Consider the following 12,987-nt stretch of genomic DNA (forward strand, 5'->3'; position numbering starts at 1 on the left):
GCCTCACTGAGCTGCGCAGAACCTGGTCCCTGGATGGCTGGGCCGGCGATTCCTTCGGCGGGTGCGACCTGGGCGAACATCCCCAGGAGGCTGCGGCGCCCGGGATAGCGTCGAAGCCCCGGCGGGCGTGGCCGCCGCCGAGGCCGCATTCGGGGAGGCCGACGCTGAGACCGGGCCGGCTAGGGGGACGACACCCGTCAGTGCGGCGACACCGGCCTGCGGCGCGGCTGTCGCGGGGGTGAGCACCGTGTGGGCGGCTTGCTCGCTGGCCTGCAGGGTTGCTCCGGTCGCGTTGATCGCCCCGGTGTCGGCCAACCCCACCACCGCGGCTGCTGGTGACCCTCCCGCCACCGCCGGCGGAAACGGAACCATGATCGCGGCCGCCGCCTCGCGCAACGCCGCCCCATAGGCCGCCCCCGCAGCCGCATTACGCGGCCACATCTGCCCGTAATACGCCAGATTCAACGCTACGATCTGCGGGGTCAACGCCCCCCACACCAACGGGTTAATCTGCTGTGCCACGGCCTCATCCCTGCGATTGGCCCCCGCCTCCTGCGGTGACCATCGACGCCAAAGCCGTCTGATGCGCACCGGCCGCCGCCGCCACGTGCGCCGCCTTCTCCAGCAGCGCCGCCGCCAGCAACTCATGCTGAGTGTCCAGCGCACTCTGGGCGACCGCCGACGCCGTCGCTCCCACCCCTCGCCAATTGGTGCCATAAGTGGCCGCCCCGGTGGCTGCGGACGCCGTCACCACCGCCTGCAAGTTCGCCGCCTGAGCGCTCAACGTTTCGGCATAGGCCAGCGTCGATGCCGGACCAGACCCCGAGGCCAACGTTGTGTAGTTGGCCTCAGGTGGAAACGCCGGCCACGGGTGCATCACCACAACCCCTAACCGCTACCGGATCCGGGCCACCGCGCGTATCGCCTCACCAGCCACCGCCATCGCGCCGGCCACCGCCTGGCGTCGCAAACATCCGAGACTCCTGTGGCTTCACCGCTGAAGCCCCCCGCAGCTGGCTCCATCGCAAACAGCATCAGCCATGACCTCCGACTCGCATCCCGAGCGGACAAACACCAGCCGATCCTAGGCCGCGCCCACCAATCCCGCAGCACACCAAGAACCTCGCTGCCAACAAAGCCCCGAGGCCGCACCAACCGCCTACGCGCCCGGCAAACCCAAGCAACTGGAGCCCCATTGGCAACGGGCAATTAACGACGATCCGGCGCTGCGTGCAGCAGCCACGCGAGGAACCGGATAAGCTCACCCGGGCATTGATATGGCTGCGTACCAGGATCATCCGACGTACTTGGCGACAAAACGCTACATGGTGCCCGTGATGGGGCCGCGGCCCAGCGCGCCGACTTCGATCGAGGGCAGCTGGTCGTCGGCTGCCGCCACCGCGAACAGGGTGGCGGCGGTGTAGAAGGCGTCTTCGGTCATCAGGCCACGTTGCGCCAGCTCGATGCGGTCCACCTCGGTGCCCCAGTGGTGGGCGAAAAGACGCTTGAGCTGTCCGGGATCCGGGCGGCGCAGGTTCAAATGTGGCTTCTGGCGGGCTAATTCGTCCCGGCGCGCCAACGCACGTGCGACCATGGCCCGCCATTCGGGCAGCCGGGGATCTTCCCGTAGCAGTTCGAGGAAGTGCCGGATGGCCGGTAGCGACCGGGCAAAAAAGAGGGTGCGGGTGGTCAGTCGAGCCGAGACCGCGACCGGATCGTCGCGCAGCCTCTCATTCTCCTCGGCGGACAGCCAGTGTGCCCTGACGTGTTCGGGAAAGCCGGACTCGCCGATGATGCCGGTGGCCTGCGCATAGTGGTGGGCTACGGTCTCCAGCGAGCGTTCGTAGCTGTCGGCCGCTATCTCCGCGGCGGCCCGAGCGGCCCGCTCGCGCACGCTGCCGCCGTCGTCGGGGTGCGTGGCACTCCAGTGCCAGGCGGCGACCTGCTCCAGCGCGGGAACGTATGCCCAACGATCGCTCGCGCACACGCTCAGCAACGAAAGGACGTCAAGGTCACCGACACCGACCGTCGACTCGGCGCCGCTGTCGGTCGTGATGGGTACCGGGGTCGCGGGCGCCCACCGCTGCCGCCACCGCTCCGACCACACCGTCGGGGGTGGGCCGGGCCGGACCGCGACACCGCCCTGACCGCCGACGACCTGGCGCAGGGCCAGGACCGCATCGGCGTGTTTGATGTCCACCCGCAGCGACTTCAATTGTGTTGCCAGACTACGGCTTTCCGGGACACCGGCGGCCTCGAGCAATCGATTCCAGGTACGTTGGGTAAACGGCGTGCTGCGTGCGATTTCGATCAATTGGTCGGCCAAAGTTGCTGATATCAAACCCGATTCGACGCCGCGTGCGACGGTGTGACGAATGTTGACCAGGGCATCGACAAAGACCGGATACCCGTCTTCGGGGTCGCCGTGCACCATCCCTACTTCGTCATCGGCCTCCAGCAGCCCGTCGCGGTAGCCCTCGAAGACCCAGCCGTAGCCTTCCATGCCGAACGGGTGCAGCTCCGCGGCGCGCAACGCCCCCATGCTCGATGAACCGACCACCCGCACCCCGTCGTCGAGCAGGGTCAGCAGTTCCTTGTGCCGCACCGACGCATGCTGGAAGAACAGTCCGTCGACGATGAGCAGCGTGTCGCCCGGCCGCAACCCGTATCCGAAAGCCTGACCGAACGCAATGGGCGCCACCACTTCGGCATTGGGCACCACGGCGTGGATATCGTCGGCGCCAATCGTCGGGCCCGCGGTGACGACGACCCGTGCGCTGGTGGTCATCGATGCTCCTGCAAGGGGGTCCGCATCGGCGAATGTATCGAAGCCGACAGTCCGGGGGCGATGACCTTGACCACGGGGACGCAGGCGTCGTCGAAGTCGCAGACGACCGCGAGCGGCTCGATGCCCGACCGGACGGTCACGGCGGTCGCCGCCACGGCCAGCAGGTCGGTCAGCGAGTTGCTGTAGTCGACGTGCCAAGACGTGGCCGGCGCGGTGGGCATCGACTGCATCGATCGACGAGTCGGGGCATACGCGTGCACCCGGGCGAACCTGTGGTAGATCGCCGACGGGAGATCCTCGCGAGCCCCGCTGATGGCCGTGAGGCGCGATTGCGCGGCCTCGGTGATCGCCCGGGACAGCGCCACGTTGGGGTCATGGTGAAGTCCGCTGCCGCTGAACGGAATCTCGGTCATGGGCGAGGTGATTTCGGCGGCGAAGCAGTAGAACCCATCCCAGCTGTCGATCCGGGCAACGCGAAGTTCGCTTCCCGCCCGGTGAATCAGCTCGACCAGTTCGGCGCACCCCGAGCGGGCGACGTCGTCCAGAGGCACCTCGAACAAGGTCGATCCCGGCGCGGCCGTGGCCATCCCATGGCGCTCCATGATCTCGTAGAGCCCATGCAGGGTGGCTTCGTGGTAACTGTTGCCGGAAGCCAATCCGGTGGTGTCCATCCCGAACATCGGCGGTCCCCAGGAGTCACTGACCGCCACGTTGACGACGGTGGCCAGCCACGGCACGAAGGTTCGCCGGCCGGTCAGCAATGTCGTCGCGATCATCCAGTCGAGTTTGGCGCCGGGATGGTAGAAGCTTCCGGCGGGCCGGTTGAGCTCGGCCGGGTCATAGGTCAGTTCGCGGGCGAGATCGGTTGTGCTCCTGGATAACAGGTCGGGGCTGATGCTCTCGACATGCCAGTTTTCCAGCGATTCCATGACGGCCGAGACCTGGGCGGCGCGGTAGGTGGTGGCCTTGCCCTGACTGACCGACAAGGTCAGCGAGGCGGGCCGCACGGCCTGGACGGTGGGAATTCCGAGATCGTCCAGCCAGGTCAGGTCGGCGACCCGGGTGATCCCGGCCCGTTCCAGCGCAGGCTGAACTGCCTGCCAGGTCTTATCGGGCGAGATGATCCGGCAAGTGCCCGCCCGATATCCGATTGTGGTGGGGTCGGCGTGACCAAGCACGCGTGGCGGCCAATGCGACCAGTCGGGGCCGGCTTTCGTCAGTTGCTGGGTGCCGAGCCCGGACAGTTCCGACATGACTTTTCACGCTACTCAGTTGCCGGCTTTACGGCGGGACATTGCGACGGGTGCAGAAGAAAATCCCAGCGGGATCTCATCGCGAGGGGGAGGGGGGCGGCGATGAGACCCCGCTGGGCGGGTGATTCGGCGGGGATCTCAGACTTGGGGGGTGGGAGGCGATGAGATCCCCGCCGAAGTTTCGGGGCTGACTGATCAGCTCTGGGTTCGGCTTGTTTCGGTTGGCTTCGTGATGTTTCGGTTTCCGCTTCGAGACCAATCTTCCGAGGCTTCGCACCCCGCTGCTATCCCACAACTGGCTACTAGCCGGGGGAAAATTGGCGTCCCCCAATGGCGGGGTCCGCGTGTCCCCCGATTGGGGGACAGGGCGCTCGGCGCTTACATGCGCACCTGAGATCGCTGTCTTTAGACGTTCGTTGCTAGGCAGATCGGCTGCGAAACGGGTTAGTGGGCAAACTTTTACCGCACCGTGTTGTGAATGTGACCGTCGCCCAGCAGTGTATTCAGCGATTTATGTGGCACGTGTCCAAGAATCGACAGATGAGAAGGCGGAGATGACGGCACCGGTGATGGCCCTTCGGCTCTTGGCCTTGGCTGCCGGGGTGCTTGGCATGTCCGCGACCATGGCGGCACCCACGCACGCCGACATGATGGGTAATGCCTTCCTGACGGCCTTGAACAACGCCGGCATCTCATATGGGCAGCCGGCGGCGGCGATGGCGATCGGCCGGTCGGTGTGTCCGATGGCAGTCCAGCCGGACGGGACGTTCGACTCGGTCGTCGCCAGAATGGCTGAAGACAACGGGATGTCTCACGATGCGGCAGCCGCGTTCACCATTGTCGCGATCGCGACGTATTGCCCGGCGGTGCTCTACCCGCTGTTGCCCAATCGGCTACAGGCTTAGACCTGGCTTAAACCGATGGTGAGGACCGATGGTGAAGACCGATTGTGAGCTGATCGGATCGGCCCGTAACCTCTAGCGAGTGGTCGACGACAGGCATGACCGCAGCGGCGAGCGACGGCCGCGACCGGCATCGGGTGGTGTACCGCGGCGTGGTCCACAGCGAAAGCATGACGTTCCCTGGTCGGGTCCGGGCCGGGCTCGCCCGGCTCAACCGCGGTCGGCATCTCCCGAGGTACCCCGCGAGCCCCGGGACGGGCCGGCCATCCCGCCGGGCGTGGACGCCAAGCAGCTGGCGCCTGAGATCCGGCGTGAGCTGAGCACCCTGGACCGGGCCACCGCCGATGCGGTGGCGCGGCACCTGGTGGCCGCCGGGGAGCTGCTCGACGAGGATCCCGAAGCCGCCCTGAGCCACGCGCGTGCCGCCCGGGCCCGCTCCGGCCGGATCGCCGTCGTTCGCGAGGCCGTCGGGATCGCCGCCTATCGCTGCGGCGACTGGGCGCAGGCGCTGGCCGAATTGCGTGCTGCGCGGCGGATGGGCAGCAGATCCCCGCTGCTGGCGCTGATCGCCGATTGCGAACGCGGTCTCGGCCGGCCGCTACGGGCCATCGAACTCGCGCGCGGACCCGAGGCGACCCAGCTCAGCGGCGACGACGCCGACGAGTTGCGCATTGTCGCCGCCGGGGCGCGTGCCGATCTCGGGCAGCTGGAGCAGGCGCTGACCGTGTTGTCGACGCCCCAGATCGACCCGGCCCGCACCGGCTCGACGGCGGCGCGACTGTTTTACGCCTACGCCGAGACGCTGTTGGCGCTCGGGCGTCGCGACGAGGCGCTGCGATGGTTCCTGCGCGCCGCCGACGCTGACCTGGAAGGCGTCACCGACGCCGAAGACCGGGTCGCCGAGCTGGGTTGATCATCAGGTGAAAAGTCTTGCGCAGCAGTATGATTGCCTGCTGATCGACCTGGACGGGACGGTATTTCGCGGCCGGCGGGCCACCGACGGCGCGGTTCAATCGCTGGCGGAGGTGACCAGCCGCAAACTGTTCGTCACCAACAACGCGTCGCGCAGCGCCGACGAGGTCGCGGCGCATCTGCGCGAACTCGGATTCGACGCCGCCGGCAGCGACGTCGTCACCAGCGCGCAGAGCGCCGCCCGGGTGCTGGCCGATCAGCTCCCCCCAGGTTCACCGGTGCTGATCGTGGGCACCGATGCGCTGGCCGCCGAGGTCGCCACGGTGGGGCTGCGTCCGGTGCGTCGCTGGGACGACGGACCGGTTGCCGTCGTTCAGGGCCTCTCGATGACCACCGGCTGGCCGGAACTGGCCGAGGCCGCACTGGCCATCCGCGCCGGCGCCCTGTGGGTGGCGGCCAACGTCGACCCCACCTTGCCCACCGAACGCGGCCTGCTGCCGGGCAACGGGTCACTGGTCGCGGCGCTGCGAACGGCCACCGGTGCCAAGCCGCACGTGGCCGGCAAGCCGGGTCCGCAATTGATGGCGGACGCCGTGGCCCGCGGCGGGTGCCGCGCGCCGCTGGTGATCGGCGACCGGCTCGACACCGACATCGAAGGCGCTCACGCCGCCGGGTTGCCGAGCCTGATGGTGCTCAGTGGCGTCAACAGCGCGCGAGACGCGGTGTTTGCGCCACCGCGGCAGCGTCCCACCTATCTAGGCCATGATCTGCGCTGCCTGCATCAGGACGGCGAGCTGCTGGCGATAGGGTCACAGCCGGGCTGGCGAGTCGACGTCGCCGATACGACGGTGACGGTCAGCGCCACCGGTGACCAGGACGGGGACGACCTGTCGGTGGTACGTGCCGTCGCGAGCGCGGTGTGGGACGCGCATCCGGACGGACGGCCAGTCAGTATCGGGGCCGGCGACGAGGCGGCCCGCGACGCATTGCGTCGCTGGTCCCTGGAGCACGGTGACTAGGCGGCAACTAGCGTAGGGAGCGCAATGACTATCGACCCTGATCAGATTCGCTCGGAAATCGAAGCCCTGGTAGCCCAACTGCCCGATGTCGCCGACGCCGAAAACGGGCCGTCTCTTGCCGAGCTCGAGGACATCGCGCGCCGTCTCTCGGAGGCCCACGACGTGTTGTTGCGGGCCCTGGAGTCGGCGGAGAAGGGCTGAGGGCAACGGTGGCACGGCGCGCCCGCGTTGACGTCGAGCTGGTGCGGCGCGGTCTTGCCCGGTCTCGTCACCAGGCTGCCGAATTGATCGAAGCCGGCAAGGTGCGCATCGACGGCCTGCCGGTGGTCAAGCCGGCCACCGCCGTGGCCGTCAGCGCGGCGTTGACCGTCGCGGCGGACGGCGCCCGCGGCTGGGTGTCGCGGGGAGCTCACAAACTCATCGGTGCGCTGGAGGCCTTCGCGATTCCCGTCCAGGGCCGGCGCTGCCTGGATGCGGGCGCGTCGACCGGCGGGTTCACCGAGGTGCTGCTGGACCGCGGTGCCGCCGAAGTGATTGCCGTCGATGTCGGCTACGGCCAGCTGGCCTGGTCGCTGCGTAGCGATCCGCGAGTGGTGGTCATCGAGCGGACCAATGTGCGTGACTTGTCGCCCGAGGCGATCGGCGGGCCCGTCGACCTGATCGTGGCCGACCTGTCTTTCATCTCGCTGGGCACGGTGTTGCCCGCGCTGATCGACTGTGCGTCATCCGGCGCAGATATCGTTCCCATGGTGAAGCCACAGTTCGAGGTGGGCAAGGGGCAGGTCGGTCCGGGCGGGGTGGTTTCGGACCCGCAGTTGCGCGCGCACGCGGTGGTGGCTGTCTCGCGGCGTGCGGACGAGCTGGGCTGGCACACCGTCGGCGTCGCCGCCAGCCCGCTGCCGGGGCCGGCGGGCAACGTCGAATACTTCCTGTGGTTGCGCGCACAGACCAGTCGCTCCCTGGTGGGTGACCAACTGGCGGCTGCGGTGCAGCGGGTGGTCGAAGAGGGCCTGCAGTGACGTCGCAGCAGAGCACCGAACGCACCGTCCTACTGGTGGTCCACACCGGGCGCGACGAGGCGACCGAAACCGCGCGCCGCGTCGAGAAAGTATTGGGCGACAACAATATTGGGCTGCGAGTACTTTCCGCCGAAGCGGTCAACCGCGGATCGCTGCGGCTGGCTCCCGACGACATGCGCGCCCGCGGCGTCCAGATCGAGGTGGTCAATGCCGACCCGCACGCTGCCGATGGCTGCGAGTTGGTGTTGGTACTCGGCGGTGACGGCACCTTCCTGCGGGCAGCCGAGCTGGCCCGCAACGCCAGCATTCCGGTGCTGGGTGTCAACCTGGGCCGCATCGGATTCCTGGCCGAAGCGGAGGCCGAGGCTATCGACCTGGTGCTCGAGCATGTGGTGGCACGGGACTACCGAGTGGAAGACCGGCTGACCCTCGATGTCGCGGTGCGCCACGGTGGCCGCGTCATCGACCAGGGCTGGGCGCTCAACGAAGCGAGCCTGGAAAAGGGCCCCCGGCTGGGCGTGCTGGGGGTGGTCATCGAAATCGACGGCCGCCCGGTGTCGGCTTTCGGCTGCGACGGGGTGCTGGTGTCGACGCCGACGGGGTCCACCGCCTATGCGTTCTCCGCGGGCGGCCCCGTGCTGTGGCCGGATCTCGAGGCGATCTTGGTGGTACCCAACAATGCTCACGCGTTGTTCGGCCGGCCGATGGTCACCAGTCCTGATGCCAACATCGCGATCGAGATAGAGGCCGACGGTCACGACGCCCTGGTGTTCTGCGACGGCCGCCGCGAAATGCTGATACCCGCCGGGGGGCGACTCGAGGTGACCCGTTGTGAGACACCGGTGCGATGGGCACGGTTGGACAGCGCGCCGTTCACCGACCGCCTGGTGACCAAGTTCCAGTTGCCGGTGACCGGCTGGCGCGGGAAGTAACCGGTGCTCACCGAGATCCGAATCGAGTCGCTGGGCGCCATCAGCACTGCGACCGCCGAGTTCGATCGCGGCCTGACCGTGCTCACCGGCGAGACCGGTACCGGCAAGACCATGGTGGTGACCGGGTTGCAGTTGCTGGGCGGTGCGCGGGCCGACCCGAACCGGGTGCGGTCCGGGGCCGATCGCGCCGTTGTCGAAGGCCGTTTCGTCACAACCGATCTCGACGATGCCACGGTCGCCAGGCTCGACGAGATCCTGGACGCCTCCGGGGCGCAGCGCGACGAGGACGACAGCGTGATCGCGTTGCGCTCGGTCAGCGGTAACGGGCCGTCGCGCGCTTACCTCGGCGGTCGCAGCGTGCCCGCCAAGTCGCTCAGTGGTTTCACCAACGAGCTACTGGCCCTGCATGGCCAAAATGACCAGTTGCGGTTGTTGCGACCGGAGGAACAACGTGGCGCGCTGGACCGCTTCGCGGTTAGCGGCCCCGCGTGCGAGCGCTATCGCACGTTGCGTGACGCGTGGCTGTCGGCGCGGCGGGACCTGTCTGACCGGCGTAACCGGGCGCGCGAGCTGGCCCAGGAGGCCGACCGGTTGCAGTTTGCCCTCCACGAGATCGACACGGTCGACCCGCAGCCGGGCGAGGACGAGGCGCTGGTCGCTGACATCGTGCGGCTCTCCGAGCTGGATACCCTGCGCGAAGCCGCGTCGGTGGCGCGCGCGGCGTTGGCCGGCGCGCCTGAGGACACGTTCGGCGTCGGTGCCACCGAATGTCTGGGTCGTGCCCGGGCGGCTCTGGAATCGACCGACGATGCCGTGCTGCGGGCGCTGGCCGAACAAATCGGCGAGGCGCTGACGGTGATTGTCGATGCGGCCGGGGAACTCGGCAACTATGTCGACGAGCTGCCGGCCGATGCCAGCGCTCTGGACGCCAAACTGGCCCGCCAAGCCCAACTGCGCACCCTGACGCGCAAGTACGCCGCCGATATCGACGGGGTGCTGCGGTGGGCGCGGGACTCCCGCGACCGGCTGAGCCAACTCGACGTCTCCGAAGAGGGCTTGGCGGCCCTGGAACGCCGCGCCGAGCAACTGGAGCGCGAATTAGCCCAAGCAGCAGTCGATCTGAGCAAGATTCGGCGCAAAGCGGCCAAGAAGTTGGCCACCGAGGTCACGGCGGAGCTGTCCGCCCTGGCAATGGCCGCCGCCGAGTTCACGATCGGCGTGACCACCGACCGGGCCGAGCAGGACGATCCCGTCGCGTTGACGTTGCCGTCGGGCGAGCCGGCCCGCGCCGGTGCCGACGGCATCGACCACGTCGAGTTCGGCTTCGCCGCGCACCGCGCCATGACCGTGCTGCCGCTGGCCAAGAGTGCATCCGGCGGCGAGTTGTCCCGGGTGATGCTGGCGATCGAGGTCGTGCTGGCCACTTCGGGAAAACAGGCAGTCGGCACCACGATGGTGTTCGACGAAGTCGACGCCGGGGTCGGCGGCAGGGCGGCCGTCCAGATCGGGCGACGCCTGGCGAAGCTGGCGCGAACCCACCAGGTCATCGTGGTCACCCACCTGCCCCAGGTGGCTGCCTATGCCGACGTGCATTTGACGGTGCACGGCACCGGACGCGACGGCGCCAGCGGGGTACGTCGGCTGAACGACGAGGAGCGGGTGGCTGAGCTGGCCAGGATGCTGGCCGGGCTGGGTGAGTCGGACAGCGGCCGCGCCCACGCCCGTGAGCTGCTCGACGCCGCGCAGAACGACGAGATCTAGCTCCCCAACGTGGACGTCTTGTTGCCATTTGGTCGCGATCGGCCAACAACTCGGCGCCCTGCGGCGTCGTGTGTGACAGTTGTGACTCCATATAACTTATGGGGCTGATGTTACGGCGCGCCTCCCGGGCCCGGCCGTGCTTCCCCGACAGAATCGCCCCCATGAAGATGTCAGCACTTCTGTCTCGTAACACCGCCCGGCCAGGCCTGGTCGGCACCGCCCGCGTCGACCGGAACATCGACCGCCTGCTGCGCAGGGTCTGCCCCGGTGACATCGTGGTCCTCGACATCCTGGATCTGGACCGCATCACAGCGGACGCACTGGTGGAAGCTGACGTCGCCGCCGTCGTCAACGCATCGTCGTCGGTTTCGGGGCGCTACCCCAACCTGGGGCCCGAGGTATTGGTCAACAACGGGGTCACCCTGATTGACGAGACCGGACCCGAGGTCTTCAAGAAGGTCAAAGACGGCTCGAAGATCCGGTTGTACGAAGGCGGCCTGTATTCGGGCGACCGCCGGCTGGTCCGCGGTACCGAGCGCAGCGACCACGACATCGCCGACCTGATGCGGGAGGCCAAGAGCGGGCTGGCCGCCCACCTGGAGGCGTTCGCCGGCAATACGATCGAGTTCATCAAGAGCGAGAGCCCGCTGCTGATCGACGGAATCGGCATCCCCGACATCGACGTCGACATGCGCCGCCGGCACGTGGTCGTCGTCGGCGAAGAGCCCAGGGCCGCCGACGACGTGAAAGCCCTCAAACCGTTCATCAAGGAGTACCAGCCGGTGCTGGTCGGTGTCGGCACCGGCGCGGACGTGCTGCGTAAGGCCGGGTACCGTCCGCAGCTGATCGTCGGGGACCCCGACCAGATCAGCACCGAGGTGCTCAAGTGCGGCGCCCAGGTGGTGTTGCCCGCCGACGCCGACGGCCACGCGCCCGGGCTGGAGCGGATCCAGGACCTCGGTGTCGGGGCGATGACGTTCCCGGCCGCCGGATCGGCAATCGATCTGGCGTTGCTGCTCGCCGACCACCATGGTGCCGCATTGCTGGTCACCGCCGGCCACACCGCCAACATCGAGACGTTCTTCGACCGGACGCGGGCGCAAAGCAACCCGTCGACCTTCCTCACCAGGCTGCGGGTGGGGGAGAAGCTGGTGGACGCCAAGGCCGTCGCGACGTTGTACCGCAACCACATTTCGGCTGGCGCCATTGCGCTGTTGGCGTTGACGATGCTGATCGCCATCATCGTCGTCTTGTGGGTGTCACGCACCGATGGTGTGGTGCTGCACTGGATCGTCGACTACTGGAACCGCTTCTCGCTCTGGGTGCAGAACCTGGTGACCTGACCCCTTCGAGGACGGTGCCTTCATGATCTCGTTACGCCAACATGCGATTTCGCTGGCTGCCGTCTTCCTGGCGCTGGCGATCGGAGTCGTGCTCGGTTCGGGCTTCTTCTCCGATACGCTGCTGTCCAGCTTGCGTAACGAAAAGCGGGACCTGGCCGCCCAGATCACTGGACTCACCGACCAGCGCAACGCACTCAACGAAAAGCTCGCCGCGGCAAATACTTTCGATAACCAGGTGCTCGGGCGGATTGTGCACGACGCGTTGGCCGGCAAGGCGGTGGTGATCTTTCGGACCCCGGATGCCAACGACGACGACGTCGCCATGGTGTCGAAAATCGTCGGACAGGCCGGAGGTTCGGTCACCGGCACCGTGTCGCTGACGCAGGAGTTCGTCGAAGCCAACTCGGCGGAAAAGCTGCGCTCGGTGGTGAACTCGTCGATCCTGCCTGCCGGTACGCAGCTGAGCACCAAGCTCGTCGACCAAGGTTCCCAGGCCGGTGACCTGCTCGGGATCGCCCTGCTGAGTCCCGTCAACCCGGCCAACCCGCCGGCGCCCCCGGTCGACGACGCCCAGCGCGACACCGTGCTCGCGGCGCTGCGGGAGACCGGCTTCATCACCTATCAGCCCGCCGACCACTTCGCAGTGGCGAACGCGGGCATCGTCATCACCGGCGGGGGCCTGCCCGCAGATGCCGGCAACCAGGGGGCCAGCGTGGCGCGGTTCGCCGCTGCGCTGGCGCCGCACGGTTCCGGCATCGTGCTCGCCGGCCGGGATGGCTCGCCGACCGGCAGCGCGGCCGTCGCAGTCACCCGCGCCGATGCCGGTATGGCCGCCACCGTCAGCACCGTCGACGACGTCGACGCCGCGCCCGGCCGCATCACGGCGATCCTGGCCTTGCACGACTTGATCAACGGCGGTCACCCGGCCCACTACGGCACCGGTCACCGGGCTAGCTCGGTGACTGTTCCCCAATAGTGCCCATCAGTCCCCGGTAATCCCCGCTAGCCACCCGGTGGGACCGGTCGGGCGTGTTCGCCGCGAGCCGGCGTCGCGGGTG

13 protein-coding genes are annotated in these 12,987 nt (G+C 68.1%); 9 read left to right on the forward strand and 4 right to left on the reverse strand.

Annotated elements, in window-relative coordinates; genetic code table 11:
• Positions 1 to 3: 3 nt before the first annotated feature.
• The 4 genes from EET10_RS29180 to EET10_RS13510 form a co-directional block, all read right to left on the reverse strand.
• Positions 4 to 522, reverse strand: coding sequence for a hypothetical protein (locus tag EET10_RS29180; RefSeq protein ID WP_136622940.1), 519 nt, complete (start codon positions 520 to 522; stop codon positions 4 to 6).
• 4 nt (positions 523 to 526) lie between these two features.
• Complete coding sequence (locus EET10_RS13500) at positions 527 to 877, reverse strand: PPE domain-containing protein (protein WP_136627673.1); 351 nt, start codon at positions 875 to 877, stop codon at positions 527 to 529.
• 444 nt (positions 878 to 1,321) lie between these two features.
• Positions 1,322 to 2,788, reverse strand: a complete 1,467-nt coding sequence (locus tag EET10_RS13505) for a TfuA-like protein (protein ID WP_036403342.1) — start codon at positions 2,786 to 2,788, stop codon at positions 1,322 to 1,324.
• Complete coding sequence (locus tag EET10_RS13510) at positions 2,785 to 4,041, reverse strand: YcaO-like family protein (RefSeq protein ID WP_099188371.1); 1,257 nt, start codon at positions 4,039 to 4,041, stop codon at positions 2,785 to 2,787. The genes EET10_RS13505 and EET10_RS13510 overlap by 4 nt, the downstream gene beginning before the upstream one ends.
• Positions 4,042 to 4,595: 554 nt before the next feature.
• On the opposite strand from EET10_RS13510, the gene EET10_RS13515 reads away from it, so the two are divergent.
• From EET10_RS13515 to EET10_RS13555, 9 genes are all read left to right on the forward strand, one after another.
• Positions 4,596 to 4,946 (forward strand): DUF732 domain-containing protein, encoded by a 351-nt coding sequence (locus tag EET10_RS13515; RefSeq protein ID WP_036403337.1) that lies wholly within the window; start codon positions 4,596 to 4,598, stop codon positions 4,944 to 4,946.
• 79 nt (positions 4,947 to 5,025) lie between these two features.
• Positions 5,026 to 5,856, forward strand: coding sequence for a tetratricopeptide repeat protein (locus EET10_RS13520; RefSeq protein ID WP_099188373.1), 831 nt, complete (start codon positions 5,026 to 5,028; stop codon positions 5,854 to 5,856).
• 7 nt (positions 5,857 to 5,863) lie between these two features.
• A complete protein-coding gene (locus EET10_RS13525) occupies positions 5,864 to 6,874 on the forward strand; it encodes an HAD-IIA family hydrolase (RefSeq protein WP_036403332.1) in 1,011 nt (336 codons plus the stop codon).
• A 24-nt stretch (positions 6,875 to 6,898) separates the two neighbouring features.
• On the forward strand, positions 6,899 to 7,075 hold the full coding sequence (locus EET10_RS13530) for a hypothetical protein (protein ID WP_099188375.1): 177 nt from the start codon (positions 6,899 to 6,901) through the stop codon (positions 7,073 to 7,075).
• A gap of 8 nt (positions 7,076 to 7,083) precedes the next feature.
• Positions 7,084 to 7,893: a TlyA family RNA methyltransferase gene (locus EET10_RS13535; RefSeq protein WP_099188377.1), complete on the forward strand. Its 810-nt coding sequence runs from the start codon at positions 7,084 to 7,086 to the stop codon at positions 7,891 to 7,893.
• Positions 7,890 to 8,825 carry an NAD kinase gene (locus EET10_RS13540; RefSeq protein WP_063466510.1) on the forward strand — a complete coding sequence of 312 codons (936 nt, stop codon included), beginning with the start codon at positions 7,890 to 7,892 and terminating at the stop codon, positions 8,823 to 8,825. Before EET10_RS13535 ends, EET10_RS13540 begins: the two co-directional genes overlap by 4 nt.
• Positions 8,826 to 8,828: 3 nt before the next feature.
• Positions 8,829 to 10,586, forward strand: a complete 1,758-nt coding sequence (gene recN, locus EET10_RS13545) for a DNA repair protein RecN (protein WP_122502216.1) — start codon at positions 8,829 to 8,831, stop codon at positions 10,584 to 10,586.
• Positions 10,587 to 10,747: 161 nt separating this feature from the next.
• Complete coding sequence (gene steA, locus EET10_RS13550) at positions 10,748 to 11,929, forward strand: putative cytokinetic ring protein SteA (protein WP_063466508.1); 1,182 nt, start codon at positions 10,748 to 10,750, stop codon at positions 11,927 to 11,929.
• Between the two features lie 22 nt (positions 11,930 to 11,951).
• On the forward strand, positions 11,952 to 12,905 hold the full coding sequence (locus EET10_RS13555; RefSeq protein ID WP_063466507.1) for a copper transporter: 954 nt from the start codon (positions 11,952 to 11,954) through the stop codon (positions 12,903 to 12,905).
• Positions 12,906 to 12,987 lie beyond the last annotated feature (82 nt).

The organism is Mycobacterium pseudokansasii (assembly GCF_900566075.1).
Taxonomy (GTDB): Bacteria; Actinomycetota; Actinomycetes; order Mycobacteriales; family Mycobacteriaceae; genus Mycobacterium; species Mycobacterium pseudokansasii.

Coding starts and splice junctions, on each gene's coding strand:
- EET10_RS13530 (WP_099188375.1), top strand. CDS start 6,899: ATGACTATCGACCCTGATCAGATTCGCTCGGAAATCGAAGCCCTGGTA.
- steA (WP_063466508.1), top strand. CDS start 10,748: ATGAAGATGTCAGCACTTCTGTCTCGTAACACCGCCCGGCCAGGCCTG.
- EET10_RS13515 (WP_036403337.1), top strand. CDS start 4,596: ATGACGGCACCGGTGATGGCCCTTCGGCTCTTGGCCTTGGCTGCCGGG.
- EET10_RS13505 (WP_036403342.1), bottom strand. CDS start 2,788: ATGACCACCAGCGCACGGGTCGTCGTCACCGCGGGCCCGACGATTGGC.
- EET10_RS13500 (WP_136627673.1), bottom strand. CDS start 877: ATGCACCCGTGGCCGGCGTTTCCACCTGAGGCCAACTACACAACGTTG.
- EET10_RS13555 (WP_063466507.1), top strand. CDS start 11,952: ATGATCTCGTTACGCCAACATGCGATTTCGCTGGCTGCCGTCTTCCTG.
- EET10_RS13510 (WP_099188371.1), bottom strand. CDS start 4,041: ATGTCGGAACTGTCCGGGCTCGGCACCCAGCAACTGACGAAAGCCGGC.